This is a genomic window from Chamaesiphon sp. GL140_3_metabinner_50, from assembly GCF_025361915.1.
Classification (GTDB): domain Bacteria; phylum Cyanobacteriota; class Cyanobacteriia; order Cyanobacteriales; family Chamaesiphonaceae; genus Chamaesiphon.
In genome coordinates this window covers 1-19539 of the sequence record NZ_JANYJC010000036.1, presented here as the reverse complement: position 1 = coordinate 19539, position 19539 = coordinate 1, and the positions used below count along the sequence as shown (strand labels likewise).

The 19539-nt window shown below is 45.6% G+C and carries 17 protein-coding genes; 4 read left to right on the top strand and 13 right to left on the bottom strand.

Annotation, left to right across the window (positions count from 1 at the left end):
• Window positions 1-642: 642 nt before the first annotated feature.
• The 3 genes from Q0R35_RS01655 to Q0R35_RS01645 all read right to left on the bottom strand — a co-directional run bounded on the left by Q0R35_RS01655 (window position 643) and on the right by Q0R35_RS01645 (window position 4717).
• On the bottom strand, window positions 643-1818 hold the full coding sequence (locus tag Q0R35_RS01655; RefSeq protein ID WP_295613817.1) for an aminotransferase class V-fold PLP-dependent enzyme: 1176 nt from the start codon (window positions 1816-1818) through the stop codon (window positions 643-645).
• 164 nt (window positions 1819-1982) lie between these two features.
• Window positions 1983-3620: a UDP-N-acetylmuramoyl-tripeptide--D-alanyl-D-alanine ligase gene (murF, locus tag Q0R35_RS01650; RefSeq protein ID WP_295613815.1), complete on the bottom strand. Its 1638-nt coding sequence runs from the start codon at window positions 3618-3620 to the stop codon at window positions 1983-1985.
• A gap of 326 nt (window positions 3621-3946) precedes the next feature.
• Window positions 3947-4717, bottom strand: a complete 771-nt coding sequence (locus Q0R35_RS01645; protein ID WP_295613813.1) for an alpha/beta hydrolase — start codon at window positions 4715-4717, stop codon at window positions 3947-3949.
• A 340-nt stretch (window positions 4718-5057) separates the two neighbouring features.
• On the opposite strand from Q0R35_RS01645, the gene Q0R35_RS01640 reads away from it, so the two are divergent.
• A complete protein-coding gene (locus Q0R35_RS01640) occupies window positions 5058-6341 on the top strand; it encodes a hypothetical protein (protein ID WP_295613811.1) in 1284 nt (427 codons plus the stop codon).
• Between the two features lie 11 nt (window positions 6342-6352).
• Here Q0R35_RS01640 and Q0R35_RS01635 read toward each other — a convergent pair whose 3' ends face one another.
• From Q0R35_RS01635 to Q0R35_RS01610, 6 genes are all read right to left on the bottom strand, one after another.
• The gene (locus Q0R35_RS01635) at window positions 6353-6805 is read right to left on the bottom strand and encodes an SRPBCC family protein (RefSeq protein WP_295613809.1); all 453 of its coding nucleotides are present in this window, start codon (window positions 6803-6805) and stop codon (window positions 6353-6355) included.
• Window positions 6806-6936: 131 nt separating this feature from the next.
• A complete protein-coding gene (locus Q0R35_RS01630) occupies window positions 6937-8337 on the bottom strand; it encodes a GTP-binding protein (RefSeq protein WP_295613807.1) in 1401 nt (466 codons plus the stop codon).
• Between the two features lie 249 nt (window positions 8338-8586).
• Window positions 8587-9501: an NAD(P)H-dependent glycerol-3-phosphate dehydrogenase gene (locus Q0R35_RS01625; RefSeq protein WP_295613805.1), complete on the bottom strand. Its 915-nt coding sequence runs from the start codon at window positions 9499-9501 to the stop codon at window positions 8587-8589.
• A gap of 31 nt (window positions 9502-9532) precedes the next feature.
• Complete coding sequence (gene lipA, locus Q0R35_RS01620; RefSeq protein WP_295613803.1) at window positions 9533-10408, bottom strand: lipoyl synthase; 876 nt, start codon at window positions 10406-10408, stop codon at window positions 9533-9535.
• A 55-nt stretch (window positions 10409-10463) separates the two neighbouring features.
• Window positions 10464-11579: a M23 family metallopeptidase gene (locus Q0R35_RS01615; protein ID WP_295613801.1), complete on the bottom strand. Its 1116-nt coding sequence runs from the start codon at window positions 11577-11579 to the stop codon at window positions 10464-10466.
• A gap of 260 nt (window positions 11580-11839) precedes the next feature.
• Entirely contained in the window at window positions 11840-12280 is a 441-nt protein-coding gene (locus Q0R35_RS01610) for a hypothetical protein (protein ID WP_295613799.1), read from the bottom strand.
• Window positions 12281-12415: 135 nt separating this feature from the next.
• Here Q0R35_RS01610 and Q0R35_RS01605 point away from each other — a divergent pair, with 135 nt between their 5' ends.
• Window positions 12416-13447, top strand: coding sequence for a class I fructose-bisphosphate aldolase (locus Q0R35_RS01605; RefSeq protein WP_295613797.1), 1032 nt, complete (start codon window positions 12416-12418; stop codon window positions 13445-13447).
• A 79-nt stretch (window positions 13448-13526) separates the two neighbouring features.
• Here the strand turns inward: Q0R35_RS01605 and Q0R35_RS01600 are convergent, their stop codons facing one another.
• Entirely contained in the window at window positions 13527-14510 is a 984-nt protein-coding gene (locus tag Q0R35_RS01600; protein WP_295613795.1) for a beta-fructosidase, read from the bottom strand.
• 847 nt (window positions 14511-15357) lie between these two features.
• Between Q0R35_RS01600 and rpsN the strand changes: the two genes are divergently transcribed.
• Window positions 15358-15660 carry a 30S ribosomal protein S14 gene (gene rpsN / locus Q0R35_RS01595; RefSeq protein ID WP_295613793.1) on the top strand — a complete coding sequence of 101 codons (303 nt, stop codon included), beginning with the start codon at window positions 15358-15360 and terminating at the stop codon, window positions 15658-15660.
• A gap of 191 nt (window positions 15661-15851) precedes the next feature.
• Here the strand turns inward: rpsN and Q0R35_RS01590 are convergent, their stop codons facing one another.
• From Q0R35_RS01590 to Q0R35_RS01580, 3 genes are all read right to left on the bottom strand, one after another.
• Window positions 15852-16184, bottom strand: a complete 333-nt coding sequence (locus Q0R35_RS01590; protein WP_295613791.1) for a hypothetical protein — start codon at window positions 16182-16184, stop codon at window positions 15852-15854.
• A gap of 209 nt (window positions 16185-16393) precedes the next feature.
• Entirely contained in the window at window positions 16394-16672 is a 279-nt protein-coding gene (locus tag Q0R35_RS01585; RefSeq protein WP_295613790.1) for a hypothetical protein, read from the bottom strand.
• Between the two features lie 365 nt (window positions 16673-17037).
• Complete coding sequence (locus Q0R35_RS01580; RefSeq protein WP_295613788.1) at window positions 17038-17520, bottom strand: DUF721 domain-containing protein; 483 nt, start codon at window positions 17518-17520, stop codon at window positions 17038-17040.
• 614 nt (window positions 17521-18134) lie between these two features.
• Here Q0R35_RS01580 and Q0R35_RS01575 point away from each other — a divergent pair.
• A complete protein-coding gene (locus tag Q0R35_RS01575) occupies window positions 18135-19283 on the top strand; it encodes a hypothetical protein (RefSeq protein WP_295613786.1) in 1149 nt (382 codons plus the stop codon).
• Window positions 19284-19539 lie beyond the last annotated feature (256 nt).

Below are 19539 nucleotides of genomic sequence, written 5' to 3'. Positions count from 1 at the left end.
TAACGTAATTTATGTGAATTTGTCCGAGTAGCTAACTACTCAGTCGCTGAGTCTGGTCGATCTGACAGTGCGGGCGATGCTAGGGTAAAAGAGACTTCTTTGCTCTTCCCCAACGCCTACGAAATCGAAGATACTACCAATCGGCTGGTAGATCTCATCGGGAGCTAAATGGTTGCCATCTGTTCGGTGTCGCTGGGTGCCAAGTTGCACCCACACTTAGAATTAAGATGTATGGCTCCCGATCGACAGTCGGGTGGCTCGGTCAGTGCAGTCGATCGGATCGAGTAGCATGGGACTTAGCATCTGGCGGGTCGCGTTTGCCCGAACATTGGTTACGATTAAATTCGTAAATATCGGGCAGATAAATCCGGCAAATTGCTTTGGCGATCGACCTAAACTCGTAGCATCTTATCTGTAGCTGCCTGTACTAGGACGAACTGGAGCGATCCTCCAATTCTCACTAAATCCATTGCACTGATGTAGTTAGCTGCAAGGATGGCGGTATGTCCAGAACCCACGAAAATTTTGTCAAGTACACGATCGCATCCAGTCTGGATTACCGGACAATGTTGGGAAGATTTGCTTGGCTTGTTCTTCTTGAGGGCGATCGCTCTTGGTTATCTTCGATTATACCTGTAAATGTCACGATCTCAAAGCTAACTTCCGCAAACTTTGAATCGTCTCGATCGCCGCAGTTGCCACTCGATCGATTTGCTCTACAGTATTATTATGCCCAATTCCGAACCTAAGTGCTGCATAAGCCAGCGCATCGGATCTACCCAATGCCTGTAAAACGTGAGAAGGGGCAATTTTGGCAGAACTACAAGCAGCTCCCGATGAGAGGGCGACAATCGGTCGCAAGCCTAGTAACAGAGCATTACCATCGACTCCCGCCACACTGATATTTAAGTTTCCTGGCAGTCTTTGGGTGAAATGACCGTTGAGATAAATGCCATCAAGCTGACTGAGTTGCGACCACAATCGCGTTCTTAGTTCCGTCAATCTTGCAGTTTCGGCATCCATTTCAATTAGCGCGATTTCCACGGCTTTGGCAAAACCGACAATTTGGGGTGGATATAATGTACCCGATCGCATTCCCCGTTCGTGGCCGCCACCATGCAATTGGGGCGATAATTTTACACGCGGATCGCGCCGTCGGACGTAGAGTGCGCCGATGCCTTTTGGCCCATAAACTTTATGAGCGGTCATCGACATTAAATCGACATTTAATAAGTTAACATCTAATGGAATTTGTCCGATCGCTTGCGCCGCATCGGTATGAAACAACACGCCATTTTCTCGACATAATTTACCAATTTCTGCCAATGGTTGCAGCACGCCAATCTCGTTATTAGCTGCCATAATCGATACTAAAATTGTATCGGAACGGATGGCACTTTCGAGCGTATTTAAATCGACTAAACCATCTGGTCGAACGGGTAAATAAGTAACTGTAAATCCTAAAGATGCCAGATATTCGCAAGGATCTAGAACCGCATTATGTTCGGTTTGAAGGGTAATTATGTGCTGTCCTTTAGCAATATATGATTCGGCGATACCTTTAAGCGCGAGATTATTTGCTTCGGTCGCACCGCTGGTAAATACAATTTCTGAATCACTCGCACCAATCGCGGCGGCGATAGTTTCTCTAGCTCCCGTGACTGCTGCTTCCGCTGCCCAACCGTATTGATGGGTGGTACTAGTCGGGTTGCCAAAATGTTCGGTAAAATACGGCAACATCGCCGCCATGACGCGCGGATCGACTGGCGTGGTGGCATGTCGATCGAGGTAAATTGGTAAGTGTCGATCGGTGGACATTATGATGGTGATGTGTGAATGTTGAGGCGATCGATATTTGCTAGTTTAAGCCAAGATCTACCCAACGGGCGGGGTGGGTGGATCTTGGCTTAAACACGATCGATCTTTAGCGTCTCAAGCACGACCCTGGCAATATTCCGATCTTAGTCGATCGAGATTACGAATCAAAATTTCGCGATCGATTCATACAGATCGGGTAGGTCGTTTTCGATTAAAATCATGTCCTTGGCTTGACGATGTTCGGGGCTGGTTAGATAAGCTAGTGCAGCATCGCGATCGGGAAATTCCATTAACTTATCGGCAGCTAAACCACCTTCGAGTAATCCGGCTTTGAGGGCTGCTTGATTGGTAGTGCCGACTACGATCGCCAAATCGCAGATTGAGGCAGCTTTAAGAGCCACCTGACGGTTCTCAGCAGCTTGAATATCGCCGAGTTCGACCATGCCTGGGGTCATTAAAATTTTACGTCCGCCTTCGAGGGCTTCGAGGACATCTAGAGCCGATGCAAAGCCGATCGGGTTAGAGTTGTAGGAATCATCGAGGATGAAACCATCGCCATTTTTACGAAGATTGAGGCGATTATTAGCAGGTTCGACGTTATAAATTGCCGCAATGACATAATCGGGATCTTTACCGAGGGCGCAAGCCATTGTAAATGCGCCGACGAGGTTAGAGAGCATGGGTGCGCCTAGCAGCTTGGTAAAGCCAGGATATTTTTTGCCCTGCCAATTAATGATAAAGTTAGTCCCCTCCATTTTGGCATCAATATCCGACATCCAGCAGTCGAGATGACCGATTTCTGGTTCTAAGCCGTAGAGGAGAGTGTTAGCCTTGGGGTATTCTGCGGCCATTTTGCGTGCGCCAGGATTATCGCCATTGCAGACGAGTAAGCCATCGGCGGGGATAGCTTGGGCGAGTTCGCATTTAGCTTTATAAATATTATTGGCACTGCCAAATCGTTCGAGGTGCATTACGCCAACAGCGGTAACCAATCCGGCATTCGGGGGCGTAAAACGGCACAATTTAGCGATCGATCCAATTTGATAAGCTCCCATTTCGACGATCGCGATTTGCTGTTGCGGTTTGAGATTTTCGCGAATTTGGCGGGTGATACCCATCTCGGTATTGATACTACCGGGTGTCCAAAATGTCGGCTCGATCGCTTCTAAAATGCCGCCTAAGATGGCTTTAGTACTAGTTTTACCATAACTTCCGGTAATCCCGATCGTGTAGGGTTGGTACTCGGCGAGGATGTCTTTGGCTTCTTGGCGGAATGCCTGTTGTTTTTTGAATTCGTTCGGCCATAAAATGGCATTGGCAACGACAATCCAAATTGGTGAGGTTTGAATTAAACCCAACCCCACCAGCCAATAAATAGCGATACTGTCGCCAGCTCCTAAAAAATAGGTAGCAGTAATAATGATGAGTGTGGCGATCGCATTTAAACCCAGAGCTAAATTATAAATCGCCGTCGCTCGATCGGTCATATTCAGCTTAATTTTCCCCACCTTGCGCGGATCTTCTTCGGTAAATCCGATAAATACCAGTGCGGCTGCGGCTAGCAAACAAATTACCAGGCAAGTAACCATATCCCCACCTGTGGCAAATTTACTCAGTGCGGCTGCTAGTAGGGCGATGAATGTGCCTTTAGTATCGAAAGTGCGTTTTTCAATCAACCAATTTTTAAACCGCGTACCGTTGTATTCTTCTTGCTGGAAGTAACGTAAATATCTCAATCCCCGGCGGGTGAAAAATAAGATCGTAGCAGCACTGATGAGAGCGAGACAAATAGTAGTAAGCATGGCAAATGTGATGGCGACAAGGATCTGTAGGGGCGGGTTTATGCTACAGATTCCGTTCGGACTAGAGATGTCATTCAAACCCGCCCACCCCACGGTTATCTGTCTGAAACCCTGATGGTGGGCACTGCCCACCCTACTACCTTCGCTCAACCCTCGGAGGTCGAGCGAAGTCGAAACCTAAACCGACTGGTAGTTTATTAAATTGCAAGCCCCTTCCCTAGACAATCGACAAATAGATCAGATCGCGCTTTAGTCAGATTTAGAATTGAGTAATAGAATTAGAATGAGCGCGACGAGCGGGATAACTACAAGTACTGCGATAAATATCATGATGCCAGTACGTGACTAGGCAAGCGTTCTAAAAACTTTTCTACATAATAAGCACATAGGTGAGAGCCTTCGGATTGAAACATGAAATGATCGCGATGGGGAACGGTAATTAGTTGAGAATTGGCAAAGAGACTGTGATAGCGATGTCCCATTTCCACCGGGGTTTCGGTATCGGCTTCGCCCCACAATAACAATACTGGCAGCGGAATTTTTCTGGCAAGTTCGGTGAGATCTTCACTGACGGTTTTTACCATCGTTCCTCGCATTGCGCCTGCATTGAGATAGTCGCGGGAACCGTATTTTTGACTATGCCAAGTTAGCAGCTCGTCGCGGTACATGGGTGAGACTTTGAACGCATTCCGCAGCGTGCGTACCCACTGACTGCGAAGAGCTTGCTGGGTGGTGCGCTGGCGTTGTAATCCGCCAGAATTAATTAGTGTAATCGATCGAACTTTGTGCGGATACTGGTGTGCGAGGCGAATTGAGACTCTGCCACCAAAGGAATGTCCTAACATATCGGCAGATTCGATCCCTTTTGCCTCTAAATACTGGTAAATGCGATCGGCATACTGCGTAGTATCCCAATCTTCCGGCGGCGGTGCAGATTTCCCAAAGCCAGGTAGATCGATAATATGGATGTTCGATCGGGTTGCCAATAGTTCTCCCATCGGTTGCAAAGATTGGAGATTTTGCCCCCAACCGTGGAGCATAATCAGAGGATGACCGTTATTACCGATTTGGATGGTATTTAATTCCACTTGAGCCATTACACGCACTTTTGGTTCTTCTTCAGCTTAAATTATCACCGATCGGTACCGACATAAAGCTTAATTTTGCCAAGGGTGACAGAATTAGATCGGAATGTGGGTACGTTAAGAGCGATCGATCTCACAACATCCGGCCAGATCTCCAGATACGATAGGGGACAAGACTCGATCTAATCCCCCTTTACCCCGAATTTTACTCCCATGTTCATTATTGCAGTTCATACTCTCCCGCCACGGTCTATTTCGATTTCATAAGGCAGATGCTACTTATCGATGCAGTCTCGCTTTGAAAAGTGGCTTGCTGTAATTATTTACTAGAAATAGCAATGGAGATAAAATTATGTTTGCAGTTGGGAAAAAAATTGGTAGCGGTGTCGAGCAAATTGTCTACGAACACTTTTTACATGTCGTCAAAACCGAAAAACCCGCGCGGGTACTAGAAAGATTTCGGAGTCTATTTATCGAGGGTGTCACTTATACCGATGCTCGAATTTGGGCGACGATCGAAACATTGGCATTTGAAAAGACTGCCGAGCAGAATTTTCCGTTAATTATCAACCGCTGTTGTTATATTCTCGTTAATCACTGGCAAATGCAACCATCGGGACACGCTCCGGTGGCTGGGTTAGTAGAAATGCTCTCTAATCTCAATGATGTACGGATGACTTATTCGCGAGTCGTGCGGCGGTTGCGTCAACTATTACAAGTATTTTTACAAAGCGATGACTATACTAAACTCAAACGGTTAAATACCGTACTTAATGGTAGTACCGCCCGCAAAAATACCATTGCCGAGCAACCATTAGGCACTTTAATTACTCGCTATCCTTACCTCTACGCGCACACGTTAGTTTCAGAAGAACGCACTCAAGAAAACGTCCAAACGATCGAGCGCGTTCAACGCGATTTACGGAGCCAACAAGAAACAAATCTTTCTCACTATCTGACTTACCAAGTTAGACGATCGCGGATTAAAGCTCAGTTAGGTCGAGATGCTGCAAATAATTTACCTACTGTTGATAATCCTACCTTATTATCTACCAAAGAATTGGGAATGGCGTTCGGTCAATTTGCAGGTAAAGCCGAAGGTAACGCCAGCTACCAAGATTTATCGCGCGGTTTTGTTTCGCATTTACAAATGCAGCCGATCGTCAAAACATTTAAAGGCGATCTTTACGATTATATCGTCTCTGGTGTAGATCTCAGTTATGGTAAACGGAGTTTTAACGATCGATTATATAAAACTATTTATAGCATTTCACCCGATCGCGATTATCAGCGGCTCGATGAGATTGCACTACTCAGAACTTGTACCCACGTACTCAATCATTTAGTCGTCGAAAGTCCGAGCAATCCTCAACATTTTGTTTTCATGGATATGATTAGCAACCTCGGCTCGGTATTCACTACTGGGTTGTTACTCAAAATTGTATTAATTTGTCAAAAAGTCAAACCACTATTGGAAAGCCGTTTATCGATTCTATTCAATCATTATGAAGCTTCTCAATGTAAAGGTGTACCTTGGTTGGTAAAATCTCTAGAAAATTGGAACGTTGCCGGGGCGATTCATTTCGGTAAAATGGATGCTTCTGCACTCAATTTTTTACAATCGATCGGCGAATAATTAACCAATAATTAACCATCTAGATTTTGATGAATCTCTTCTGCTACGAGCTTTAAACGGCGCAATTGGGCCGCCATATCTGCTTTAGTCCATTTGGCTGCAAATCGATTGAATCCCCAAGCAACTATCCGATCGGGGATATTAAATTCAAATTTATTGACAAGTCTCGTACCGCGATCGTTAGGTTGACATTCCCACCGATCTCTACCTTTAAAAAAGCCATCGAATCCCCAAACAATTAAACCCGGTTCGCGCACTACTACTACATTTTTTAATGTTGGTTTGACAACCGGAATTTGAATGATAAATTTACTTTTACTACCTACGCTAGTCTTCCATTCGCCCAACGGTTCGCACTTGAGCAGCGGATTGAGCCATCGCTGCATTAATGTTAAGTCAGTCACGCATTTATCGACTACCGTCGCACTTGCTTTAATTTGGATCGATTGTTCAAAAGTAGGCATTTATTAGGTATTAGGTGTTAGGTATTAGGCATTAGGTTCGGATATAACGATGAGATTCTGGATTTAGATAATTAATTTTAAAGTTTGAGTTTTAGATCTTAGAACGCCTACATTCTTGTATTCCCTAAAAACTAAAACCTAAAACCTAAATCCCGCTTAATGCGATCGACGATCGAATGTTCATCAATGGTAACAAGAATTTGGGCGATGACGGCTTTAGGGCTATCCTCACCCCAGGATGCACCATTGGCTAAATAGGTTTTGGTAATTTGACCGATCGCATAAGTCGAGACTCCCGCAATGCTAGCCTGGGTGAGCGCAACGGCGGTGTAGGGAGCGATACTAATTCCCCCCGTAGCGGGGGCAAGAATGGCGAGTACGCCCTTGATTCCGCTCAAGCCGATGTTGGCGATCGATTCGCTAATTTTCACCCCTCCCATGCCCATCGCAATCGTCTGAAGCAATTTCATCGCCCCAGATCGAGTCATTGGCATACCGTAGAATTTAGATAAGCGGACGATCGTGGCAATATCGATCGCGGCACCTGCCATCATATCTACCGCCGTAATCGGGTTGAGGGCGATCGAAATCGCTTTAGTCATCACCGATTGCCAGATAATATCGTTAGCCGCCTCATCGCGCCGATCCATTTTGCGATCGATCGTTTGCTTTTGGATGCGATCGGCTGCTAGCATGGCGTTGAGTGCTGCGAGTGTTTTGCCCTCGCGCTGCAAAATTTCGACAATTCGCAGCTTTAATTCGGCAACTTGGGGCGTACCAGGATGATAGCTTACGCCCATACTGCCATCTTCGCGCGCGATCGCCCGCATCGTCAATGGTGCGGCAGATACCATGATAATCTCATTCGGACTGAGAATTTCGGTAACGCGCTCGTCGCGAATTTTGGCATAGATCGCTAGTTTATCGCGATCGGGAAACAGATCGACTTTATTAAATACTAATAAGATCGGTTTGCCCGCACTTCTCAGTTGAGAGAGTGTCTTTAATTCTAATTCGGTAATATCACCTACAATGACAAATAAAATTAAATCCACTTGACGGGCAATTTCACTCGCGAGTAATTGCCGCTGTTCTCCATCGACTTCATCAATCCCTGGCGTATCGATAAATTCGATCGCTTCTTGCAATGTAGCTGGCGTATCTTTATCTAAATCGAAAGCATCTTGCCAATTCTCAATTTCCCATACTACCTGCTGGCGTTCTTGCGTTACACCATGTAAAACACCTGCCTGGAATACTTCTTTACCAATTAAAGCATTTAATAATGAAGATTTACCTCGCCCTACCATGCCAAATACAGCTACCTGAAATACCGATCGATCGAGCTTAACTAGCATGTCGCTTAACTCAGCAATCTCGGTTTCTAGTCCCGCTCGTTCCCGCTGGCTCAGATCTAAATTTACTAAAATTCGGCGCAAAGTATCCTGAGCTAGTCGATAATTTTGTTCTGACTGCATCGTCTTAAAATCATCGATTGCCTTTGTTAACTCTTGAGAATCTTCCGGCGACATTTTGGGGGAATGGGAGGTAGGAGTAAAAGGATGTCTAAAAAGGTTTTTTGATGTGGATCGCAGATCTCAATCCCCCTAAATCCCCCTTTTCAAGGGGGACTTTGAATCCGGTTCCCCCCTTTTTAAGGGGGGCTAGGGGGGATTTCTAGGGTTTGCGCTTAACAAGCTAGACTTTTCAGACATCCTCTAAGGAGTAATAAATAAAGAGTCGTGGATTTTTCGCTATCCACTATCCACTATCCACTAAATCTAATATTCTGACTTGCGATCGCGAGACATGAGCGCGATAATTGCTTCCGGTGCTGTAATCTGCCCTTGTAATAATCGATCGACTAACACCGCAATCGGCATATAGATTTGATGCTGGTTAGCAATTTGGATTAATACTTTAGTCGTATTTATACCTTCGGCGGTTCCGGCTAAATTTTCTAACACCTCAGCTAGAGTTCGCCCTTGCGCTAAACCATAACCGACTTGATAATTACGGCTCAGACTACTATTACATGTCGTTAGCAAATCGCCCAATCCAGATAACCCGTAAAAGGTTTCGGTTTTCCCACCCCAATATTGACCGATCCGAATAATTTCTGCCAGTCCTCGCGTTAATAAAGCTGATTTAGCATTATTTCCTAATTTTAACCCATCGCAAGTACCAGCGGCGATCGCGATGACATTTTTGACCGTTCCGGCAATTTCGACACCAATCGGATCGTCATTAGTATATACCCGAAATTTAGGCGAAGAAAATATCTCTTGGATTTTATTACTAGCATCGGGATGATGGCTGGCAACTACCGTCGCCGCAGGTAATCCCTGCTGAATTTCTAAAGATAAATTCGGCCCCGATAGCACGACAATTGGGTTGTTTGGAAATGCTGTTTGCCAGAGTTTGGCAGGCGTACGATTAGTTTGAGCGTCTAAGCCTTTAGTAGCCGTGACAATGATTTGATGCGGCTCGATCTCATTTTGCAATCGCTCGATAACCGCCCGCACTCCTGACATCGAAACTGCCGAAATAATTGCCACCCGATCGCGAACTGTTTCTGCTAAAGTTAAATCGCTACTACGCGACCAAATTGTCGGTTCGCAGCCATTTACTTGCGTCAAACTTGCCAACGCGCTACCCCAGGCACCAGCACCGATAATTGTAATTCGATCGGACATAGAATACGACTGAGGTATGAGGTGGAGATGATTAATTACCGCGTGGATATTTCACCATTAACTTTTGCACCTCTTCCGCATGGTAAGAACTACGCGTCAGCGGACTAGATACGACTTGCAGAAAACCAATTTCTTCACCATACACCCGCCATGCATCGAACTGAGCGGGGGTGATAAATTCGGCAACGTTAAGGTGTTTATTAGAGGGTTGGAGATATTGCCCGATCGTGATGATATCGCAATCTGCCGATCGTAAATCTCGCATGGTTTGACGAATTTCTGCGTCGGTTTCGCCTAAACCTGCCATAATGCCTGATTTAGTATAAACGCTGGGAGTATAAGCCCGCGATCGAGCTAACACATCTAAAGAGCGTTGGTAATCGCCCTGCGGACGCACGCGGCGATAGAGTCTGGGGATAGTTTCGGTATTGTGATTGAGCACTTCGGGAGCGGCATCTAGAATCGTCTCTAGGGCTTGCCAATTGGCACATAGGTCGGGAATGAGTACTTCGATCGTCGTTTGGGGCGAGAGGGCGCGTACGGACTGAATACACAGCACGAATTGACCCGCACCACCGTCGGGGAGATCGTCCCGATTGACAGAGGTAATGACGACGTGTTTGAGATTGAGGCGTTTGACAGCTTCGGCTAACCGCAATGGTTCGGTCGGATCTAAAGGTTGGGGTTTTTTCTCAAAGTCGATATCACAGTAGGGACAAGCACGCGTACATGCTGGCCCCATAATTAAAAATGTCGCTGTTTTGGCACTAAAGCACTCGCCGATATTGGGACAAGAAGCTTCTTCACAAACTGTGTTGAGCTGCAAGTCGCGGAGGATGTCTTTAACATTACCAACGCGTTCCCACTGCGGTGCTTTAACCCGCAACCATTCTGGTTTGACTGTCATAACAATTGAGAATTCACAAGACTACTATTCTAACAAGTTCTGAGCTGCAAATATTTTACAGCCCTTGAGGAGTGTCTTTACCAGCATAAGGCATCGATCGACGGAGATTGTCTACAGCATACTGAATTTCTGGAGTAGGATCGACTGCAACCCAACCAGTGGCATTCGGCGAACGAGTTTCAAAATGTAAGTGCGGCCCAGTTGAGTTACCAGTGCTACCTACTAGCCCGATGACGCTACCTTGAGTTATCTGTTGTCCTGGTTGCACCGAAATCTCCGACAAGTGACCGTAGAGGGTCTGCTGTACGCCATTATGCTGAATGACGATCGCTTTACCATAGCCGCCGTTCCAACCCGCCGACACTACGGTTCCTGTCGCCGTTGCTACTACAGGCGTTCCGGTCGGTGCGCCGATATCGATGCCCGAATGAAAGCGACGACTGCCAGTAAGGGGATGCGTCCGCCAACCAAAGCCGGATGTGACGCGTGCGGGATTCATTAATGGGTAAATTAACTCTACACTTGGTGCGGTCGGGTCGCCATTGTACTGAACGGAAGCAATACTTGGGACTGTAGGGACATTATTCGGACGAGCGGGGACATTCTGAGTAAAGCTCGTAACGTTAGCAGTGGGGGTAATCGTTTTTGTGGGTAACGGAGTTGTTTTGATGACTCGTGGCAACCGCGATACTGATGGTACGACAATAGTTTGAGTCTTTGGTGGTGGTACAAAAATTTCGACAGAGGCTTCGCTGGCACCAACTTGGGTGGGTACGCCACTAAGTTGGTAATTCTGCTGGGAATTGGCAACGTCGCTAGAGAATACAGCACTCTGGGTAGGACGCGCGCTAACTAGCCGAGCAGTTGGTATTGCAGGTAGCACGATGCCATCTTCATCATTCCCAAACTGTGAATTCAGGGCAGCGACTCGTGCCTCTGTTCTAGAGATCGGCTGGTTACTATTGTCTGTAGCAACCTGGTTAGCCCGATTAATGTCAGTAGCTGTAACATCAGCATCAGCAACATTTTTAGCCGCTAATAACTGAGTCTTTAGTGTATTTTTGGCTGCCAAAAATTGCTCGCTTGGAAATGAGTTTTGCGCGGAGGCAGCACCCGCACTTAATAATGCACCAGCAATAGCTAATAATTTCAGAGATGTCTTTACGTGCATAGATTACGATAGAGAGTGGGACGGGGTAAAAGTTAAAGTTACCACAGAAAACTAGAAGCAAGATTTCGTTTAGTATACTAGATTTTGCCATAAATACATATTTTTTTAAACTTCTAGCTCAATCCCTTACCATTACATGCTTAGTGAGACCTCGCTCTATCGCTCTGTAGTACCGATCGCCACTAGAATTCTCGATCTTACCGATAATGTGATAATTCGCACATTTTAGATACCGAACAACTAATAATTGGCTGAATTTATCAGCTAAACAGCTCGAAAATTTGCCGACAAAAATGTTTTAATTTATCGGCTATTTCTAGCTGAGGTTGAATTTCGCCTTCAAATTGCCAGTCGCAAACAGTCGATAATCGCCACTGTTTGCCCCGATAATCGAAGCCTGCAATTTCTAAGCCAATAAAATTACGATCGGACTCAAATGACCGATTATCGGCGATCGCGATTACATCGGGAGCGAAGCGAATTTGCACTAATACACTCCGACTTTGCCACCGCCGACTCCAACCGGGAAAGTGAAAGCTAAAATCGATCGAGTCGGGATCGACTAGCTCCTGAGTATCGGTATCTTCAGCCCACGGTTTTAAATCTACCGTGGCATCGGGAAATTCACTCCGAAACAGACTGACGGCAGCAGCAATTTTACTGGTGAGAATGATATCGGTAGCCTGTTGAGCAGCGTTCACAGTTGAGAATTTCTTAAATTAAGTCGTAATTCGTAGCTCGTAACCCAATTTCTGAATAACTTAGTCTATCATTCGCATGACACTCTCAAATTTATTAGACTATTAGGATACCTACTCGATCGTCAGGACTGACTTATGAGTGCATATACCCAAGAATTAAGATCGACTGTCCGAGCTATGATGGCTGACGGTAAAGGAATTTTAGCAATGGATGAGAGCAAAGGTACTTGCGATCGACGGTTTGAAAAGTTGGGAATCCCCACGACAGAGGAGCGGCGGCGCACCTATCGAGAATTAATTATCACCACACCCCAGCTTGCCGATTTTGTGAGTGGTGCCATTTTATTTGATGAGACAATCCGCCAATCGACGCGGGAGGGAATACCATTTGTTAAGGTAATGCAAACCGCCGGGATGATTCCAGGGATTAAACTCGATTTGGGTGCCAAAGATTTAGCGGGATCTCCCGGTGAAAAAGTTACTGAAGGTTTGGATGGGTTGCGCGATCGGATTGCTGAATATTACCAAATGGGGGCGCGGTTTGCCAAGTGGCGCGCGGTAATTACGATTGATACCGATCTTCCAACTCAGGCTGGTTTGGTGGCTAATGCTCATGCCCTAGCTCGATATGCCGCGCTGTGTCAAGAAGGCGGACTAGTACCGATTGTCGAGCCGGAAGTACTCATCGATGGCGCACATTCGATCGAGCGATGCTATGAAGTCACCGAACGCACTCTGCAAGTCACATTCGAGCAGCTACGGCTGCAACGAGTAGCACTCGATACCATGATTCTCAAGCCCAGCATGGTCATTTCTGGCGCGAGTTGCTCGGAACAGGCGAGTATCGAACGGGTTGCCGAACTGACAGTCGGGTGTCTGCGAAACAATGTCCCCGTCTCAGTTCCGGGGATTGCTTTTCTATCGGGCGGACAAAGTAACGAGCGTGCAACAGCACATCTAAATCTGATTAATGCTCAGTTTGCAGCTCAATGTCCGTGGGTGGTAACTTTTTCTTACGCACGAGCGATTCAACAGCCCGCACTCGATTGTTGGCACGGTGATGATGCCAATATTCCTACAGCACAACAGCTCCTCTACCATCGCGCCAAGCTCAACGGCGCAGCCAGAAAAGGCAAATACACCCCAGAAATGGAGCAAGCAGTTTAATATTCAAATTGTCAGATTCCCAGTAGGGGCAATTCATGAATTGCCCCTACTGGGAATCTGGCGCGTTAGCGAAGATTACTTACATCTCGATCGAATAGCTGCTAAAATCGCGATCGACATGCTGTAAGCCAGTTTTTACGCCACTCCGACGGATGCCACCAGTCTTGATGTCAAAGCCCACAATTTCACCGTCGAGTTCGGGAATGACTCTACAAGCATAGAGATGTTCGGTTTCTGGTAAAAATACCTTAGGCTGTTCGCCAGGAAAATTAAACATCGAAGGGGAGAAATAGCCCTGCAATCCACCGCTTTGCTGCGTATTTGGTGCAAAATCATATTTTGCCCAAGTACTATAAACCAGCGCATATTCTTCATTACTCGCTTTGTACAACTGCGGCACTTCCATTTCAGCATAAAAGCCTGGTTGACAGATGGGGGGTAAACATTCCCAATCTTCAAAACTATTATTTTTAGCTTTGAGCAGTGCGACAGTGCCTTTTTTACCGATCGATTTAGTCGGATCTTTAGCAGAAAGCAGCATATAAATTTGCTCTTGATGGCGGAATAAAAATGGATCGCGCCAAGCATGAATTGTCAGATCTTCAGGTACGTGCTGAGGTTCGTAAGGGGCTTCCGGTTGAATCCGAATGCTGGGAATCCGGAACCAGCGATCGAAACTCTGAATATGGTGCGTAAATGCCACGCCGATATTCTGCGTCATTCCATCGTGTGTGGCTTGATTTCGCGATGTGTAAAACATCAAAAAGCCACCGTCAATTTTAATAATATCGCCACTCCAAATCGATGTATCGTCCCATCCGTGCGGATCTGCGCCCAAAACCCGATCGCTAATCCATTCGATCGTCATAAAATCTTTGGTAGTTGCGTAACCTACCTGCGAACTCATGTGATGTGCATCCGTCGCCACTAACGCTCGATCGGCATTTAAATAAAACAAGTGAAAAACTTTGGTATCAGGTTCAAAATAATACCAAAAATCCCAAACATGGCGATCGGGATGTTGCAGCGTAGGATAGCTAAATTCTGGAGCGAGAGTACGCATTTTCTACCAATTCAAAATTCAAGATTTGGATAATTAATTCATGACAAAACTAGCGCAGTTAAAATCTTTGCGAAGAGGGCAAAGTTCTAGATGCGGGGCTGGAAAAGTTAGCTATTCCGTCGCGATGCTTGCGCTAATGATTCACTTAGTCATAATGAATGATTTTCGCCAAATAAGTTTCAATAAAAATTGAAATTTATGCGAGCAGTTTTGACTGTGGTTTCGTCAATCTGCGATCGAGTTAGTCGCCACGATCGTCGATCTGGAATAGCTAGATCTTATAGATGAGTATTTATACTTGAAAAGCTTAAAGCTAAAAACCCGGACGATTCGTCCGTGCCCTCTTTACCACTTGCTGGAAATGCTGGCTATTACCTACAGTTGTAACTGTTGAAACCCGTGCGGACACCAAGCTAAAGATCGGGTGTACCATAATATGTCTATGTTCCAGTAGGCGATAAGTTGTGGTTATGATTTAGCATACCCAAGATATCACAGTAAACGATCGAAATTAGAGCAAAAAATATATTTAAAATAAAATATTTCTAAATTTAGACCGACATCAGTCGTAGAGCCGATCTGAGCGAGCATCATACCTCGATTATTGCCTCAGCTCTGGCTAACTTTGCCACAAGTTGGCAGCCAACAGATCGGATTGCCGAACAATCTCATTTCTTACCCCTGATGCCCCTATCTTCATTATATGAGAGATTTAGTTGTAGACAGAATGACCGACTTTGCTTTATAATAGAGTGTTTAGCACTCTTGTAATGCCTGCCGATTAGGATCGGTGGTGTTGATGTACGAGAGTCGCTCCGGTTTTTTGTAAATAGAGAAAGTTAGACACATGGCGAAGAAAGGCATAATCGAGCGGGAGAAGAACCGCGAGCGACTAGTAGCAAAATATGCAGACAAAAGAGCAGCTTTGCTAGAAGAATTCAACAAAGCCCCTACACCTCAAGCGAGATTTGCAGTCCACCGCAAAATTCAACAATTACCTCGCAACAGTGCGCCCACTCGGTTACACAATCGCTGCTGGGTAACTGGTCGTCCGCGTGGATATTACCGCGATTTTGGTCTATCCCGCAACGTCTTGCGCGAATGGGCACACCAAGGTTTACTTCCTGGTGTTGTTAAATCTAGCTGGTAATACCTACCCGATTTATTCCCATCAGAATCCCCAGATCGAATAGATCTGGGGATTTTTAATTTGTGGCGATCTAAAGTTTACTACCAATAGCCTCAGCGGTTAGAAATCGTAGGCAGTCTAAGGAAGTTGCTAGCTCGATCGAGAATTTACTCCTTACTCCTTACTCCTTACTTCTTACTTCTCACTCCCATCTAATTCCCACAGCAACGGTTATCGATCCCCAGACTATCTAAAATCAAGTCGCTGACAGCATTAGCGACGGTGAATTCACCAAAAAAGCTCTCTTTAAAATTAAATGCCTGCATTTCAGTGACGATCGCAATAACTAGAGATCCCAGGTCGTTTTCACCTTCCATCCGCTGCCGAGTATAGATTTGAGCGGCGCGTTGGGCGATAGTATTATTGATCGACTCAGGCATGAATTCTCGATCGAGCCAGATTTTGAGAGCAGATTGCAACCACTTGCCTTCTTGAATCGCGTCAATTGCTGGGGGTAATGTTATCGAGGGGATCGGTTCTGTCATGCGGCAACTACCAACTGTAATCTAAATCTCCAACTCGCGACCGAGTTATTTATCGATCGTGCATTGAGATTGGGATGGATTGCAAGTCTAGGCAATTAAAATTAATTAATTAGTAATATTTGTACTTTTATGAAGCAATTACGTAAATTACATCGAAGTTGCAGCTAAATTGTGTAATCTAAATGTTACCCGATCTGAAATTGGCAGTGTTAATTATTATTACTTATTGAAGTGTTGCTGAATTCTCGCGCAACGACACTAACTTCTTCGATTTTTGAAGCTGGTGCTGTGACAACTTGGCGATTAGCGATTGCTAATTGTTCGGCGTTTTCCCAACTATTAGCAAAAGCGGGCAAACCTAATTGACAGGCTTTCCAGTTGCTCCGAACGGATACTTTGAGCTGATGGCAGGTGCCACCATGCATTCCCTCTGGACGGTAGAAGCGGCAGTAACGGCAAGCGGAAGTAATACAGTTTTGGTCGTTCATCAGCGTTACCCATTCGGGAGAGCACCAAATTCAATTCTCTCCTGCTTACTATTATCACTGTTGCCAATTTAGACAAAAGTGACATCAATCATCGATACCATCTAGCTTATAGCGATCCCCGGCTCTTTTTTACTTTATATTGTCTTTAGATTCAGTTTATACATAGATACATTTATTAGAGTATTCAGTACATACACGGAGATTGTTTGTTAACAGTCAATATTAGTACTAATTCAGCGAAAACCATGAGGGATCGCCAGAAACGGGGAATCGCGGAATAGGTAAGATCTAAAAGTTGAGGTTGCCCTGGCCAATTAATTTGGATTAATAAAGCGATCGAATCTACCAAAAGGTAGATAATTGAATTAGTTAATTACTTTCGGTGTAGATTCGGATCTTTTACCTAGAATTCCTAGCTCGATCGCGCAAAATTGGCACACATCCCACCTCAGTAATTCACCCTGACGCGCACGCGCGTCACAGTGGGGACAAATGACAATCTCGCCAGAGTCGATCGCAATTGTCACATCTTCGGTAGCCGTAGGCTGATTAGAGTTACTAAAACCAACAGCCATAAACCGTAAATCGTCGATCGATCCACCTAAGTGTGTATTTAACTGCTGGCGCAATTTTACTCTGCTAAACGCTAGCTGATGGGCGAGGCTGGAACTATGTGTCGCAATTGTCAGCACTCCTCTAGTAAAAGATTTTGGCATGGTGCGTTCGGCAATTGTCGGCGATACACTCAGCTCCCAGGCGCGGATAATTAAGCCCCAATCTCTGACACCTTCCCATCCTGGCAGATCTTGAAGCTGGAGTGTAATTGCAGAAATTGGTGTAAGTGGCATAGTATTAACGCAAGCTGCTAGTTATAACCAAGGTTAAAGATTTGGGTATTAAGTATTGGGCATTAGCGATCGGATAAAAGCTAAAACCTAATAGCTGTCTTGAAAAGGTGCTCTACTTGCGGCGTTTTTATGTCTAGGGTTCCCCCCGAATCAGAAAACGACAAGACGGGGAAACCCCAAGACCGCACTTTTCGCTAAAACCTAACACCCATCCCACTAAAAACCCATAGACTCGCAACTTGGGCGATCGGGTGGGTTTTGCTCAGGTGGGGTGCGGATACCAGCAGAATGCAAAAGCTCGGAAACTATCGCCGATCGGCAACGTCTAGATTAACGATCTCAAATAATTAGACTGCGATTTTTTAGTCAAATAGCTAATTTTTAGTGAATTAGCTGATTTTTGGCATATAGTTAGTGACACAGTGACGACTAGCGACCTTTGCAATTTACGCGATCTGGCTGAGTACTGGTAAGATTGACAACCCTTGCGGTTAGCTAATTTAGGTAGTTAATGGGATCGGTCGAGCCAATCGTGGGTAGTCTAACGGTATCGCTAGTACGTTTAATTTAATTTTGACTGACATCTTTAAAAATATCTGCGTTTAATGTGAGTTATGAACCACCACCCATCTGACGATAGTGCGAACGTATCCCCTAGCGATCGATCTGTCGTCGCTGGTTGCTCTGTGCGAGAGCAACCGATCCACAGTGTGGGCGAGAGCCTACCAGATCTAGCGGCTACTGCTGCCGCAACCGCCCCAGCAGGGCCGCCTGCCGCTTACCAGCTCGAACCTACACTCCAAAAAGCTCTTAATAGTCTAGATATTAAATTGGAAGATGAACTAAATAGATTCAGATCTCAGCACGAGGGAGTTGAGTCGATGCCACAACCTAGCCCCCAAATCGAAAGTCGATCGGTAAATGCCGCAAATTGGGAACACCAATCGGACGAATTTGATGCCGATGCCGAGGTATTTACCGCCGAAATCGTGCCGCCGATAGGATCTGAGTCTCCGCCAGCCAAAGCACCAGGGGGATTTATTATCATCGATGGACTCACGACATCTTCTAGTAGCAGCCAAAGTGCGATCGCTCACATTAATTATGCACCGATCGCGTTACATCGATCGGCAACCCAGTCGTCCGAAATGGAGTTAAATTTCTCATCTGGTGGCGAAATTGCACCCTTCCGCCATGATGAGTATTCATCATCTTCTCAAGAATTATTGCGGCAGATTCAATTTGGTTATCCTGCTGCGGATGCTGCGAGTAATGCCAAGCCAGCACCTGCTAAAGCTGGAAAAAAACTATTTACACCGCTCAAAATTGGCTCATTAGCTGCGGCTTGTCTCATCGCTGGCGGTGGTGCCTATGCTTACTTCAATCCTAGCGTCCTAGCTCCGCTGGTGGCAACTAAAGTTGCTAGCCCAGCAGCTAGCGGACAAACAATCCAGAGTCCTAATTTAGCAGCAAATGAGTTTTCCGAACTTAATTTGAGCGCGATTAACAGCATTAAATTGCCAGCCACGGCGACAATCAGTACAACCCCAACCACAATTACGGGTATCACAGCCACCGGAGGAACGGGCATTGCACCAGCAGCAATTCCATTTAATGGCAAGACTCAAATCGTGCCGCCCTCAGCAATTACCGCTCAACCGAGATTAGCCGATAGCCTAGTGAAATCGCTGCTGCCGTCAAATTTTCAATCTTTTGTCAAACCGACTGGTTATCAGGCGGTACCGCCACAACTGAGCCGATAAACTCAGGGCAAGTAATCTATTCAGGTAGAGAATTGATGAATTACTACCTCATACCCATCGGGTAGAGAATTGATGAATTCCTAGCTGGGTAGTGCCCGATCGCCAGATCCAGAAGTTATCATAATTACTAGGTCAGTATTTTAATTGTCACGCCAAAACTCTACTATTCAGAGCGAACTAGATATTAAGCTACTAGAGCAGGAAACTATAAAGAGGATAGTAATATGGGATTATTCGATCGGGTGAGCAGACTGCT

What these genes read in the sequence shown, in the direction of transcription:
- Q0R35_RS01655 (WP_295613817.1), bottom strand. Translation starts at nt 1,818, where the DNA reads ATGTCCACCGATCGACACTTACCAATTTACCTCGATCGACATGCCACC.
- murF (WP_295613815.1), bottom strand. Translation starts at nt 3,620, where the DNA reads ATGCTTACTACTATTTGTCTCGCTCTCATCAGTGCTGCTACGATCTTA.
- Q0R35_RS01645 (WP_295613813.1), bottom strand. Translation starts at nt 4,717, where the DNA reads ATGGCTCAAGTGGAATTAAATACCATCCAAATCGGTAATAACGGTCAT.
- Q0R35_RS01640 (WP_295613811.1), top strand. Translation starts at nt 5,058, where the DNA reads ATGTTTGCAGTTGGGAAAAAAATTGGTAGCGGTGTCGAGCAAATTGTC.
- Q0R35_RS01635 (WP_295613809.1), bottom strand. Translation starts at nt 6,805, where the DNA reads ATGCCTACTTTTGAACAATCGATCCAAATTAAAGCAAGTGCGACGGTA.
- Q0R35_RS01630 (WP_295613807.1), bottom strand. Translation starts at nt 8,337, where the DNA reads ATGTCGCCGGAAGATTCTCAAGAGTTAACAAAGGCAATCGATGATTTT.
- Q0R35_RS01625 (WP_295613805.1), bottom strand. Translation starts at nt 9,501, where the DNA reads ATGTCCGATCGAATTACAATTATCGGTGCTGGTGCCTGGGGTAGCGCG.
- lipA (WP_295613803.1), bottom strand. Translation starts at nt 10,408, where the DNA reads ATGACAGTCAAACCAGAATGGTTGCGGGTTAAAGCACCGCAGTGGGAA.
- Q0R35_RS01615 (WP_295613801.1), bottom strand. Translation starts at nt 11,579, where the DNA reads ATGCACGTAAAGACATCTCTGAAATTATTAGCTATTGCTGGTGCATTA.
- Q0R35_RS01605 (WP_295613797.1), top strand. Translation starts at nt 12,416, where the DNA reads ATGAGTGCATATACCCAAGAATTAAGATCGACTGTCCGAGCTATGATG.
- Q0R35_RS01600 (WP_295613795.1), bottom strand. Translation starts at nt 14,510, where the DNA reads ATGCGTACTCTCGCTCCAGAATTTAGCTATCCTACGCTGCAACATCCC.
- rpsN (WP_295613793.1), top strand. Translation starts at nt 15,358, where the DNA reads ATGGCGAAGAAAGGCATAATCGAGCGGGAGAAGAACCGCGAGCGACTA.
- Q0R35_RS01590 (WP_295613791.1), bottom strand. Translation starts at nt 16,184, where the DNA reads ATGACAGAACCGATCCCCTCGATAACATTACCCCCAGCAATTGACGCG.
- Q0R35_RS01585 (WP_295613790.1), bottom strand. Translation starts at nt 16,672, where the DNA reads ATGAACGACCAAAACTGTATTACTTCCGCTTGCCGTTACTGCCGCTTC.
- Q0R35_RS01580 (WP_295613788.1), bottom strand. Translation starts at nt 17,520, where the DNA reads ATGCCACTTACACCAATTTCTGCAATTACACTCCAGCTTCAAGATCTG.
- Q0R35_RS01575 (WP_295613786.1), top strand. Translation starts at nt 18,135, where the DNA reads ATGAACCACCACCCATCTGACGATAGTGCGAACGTATCCCCTAGCGAT.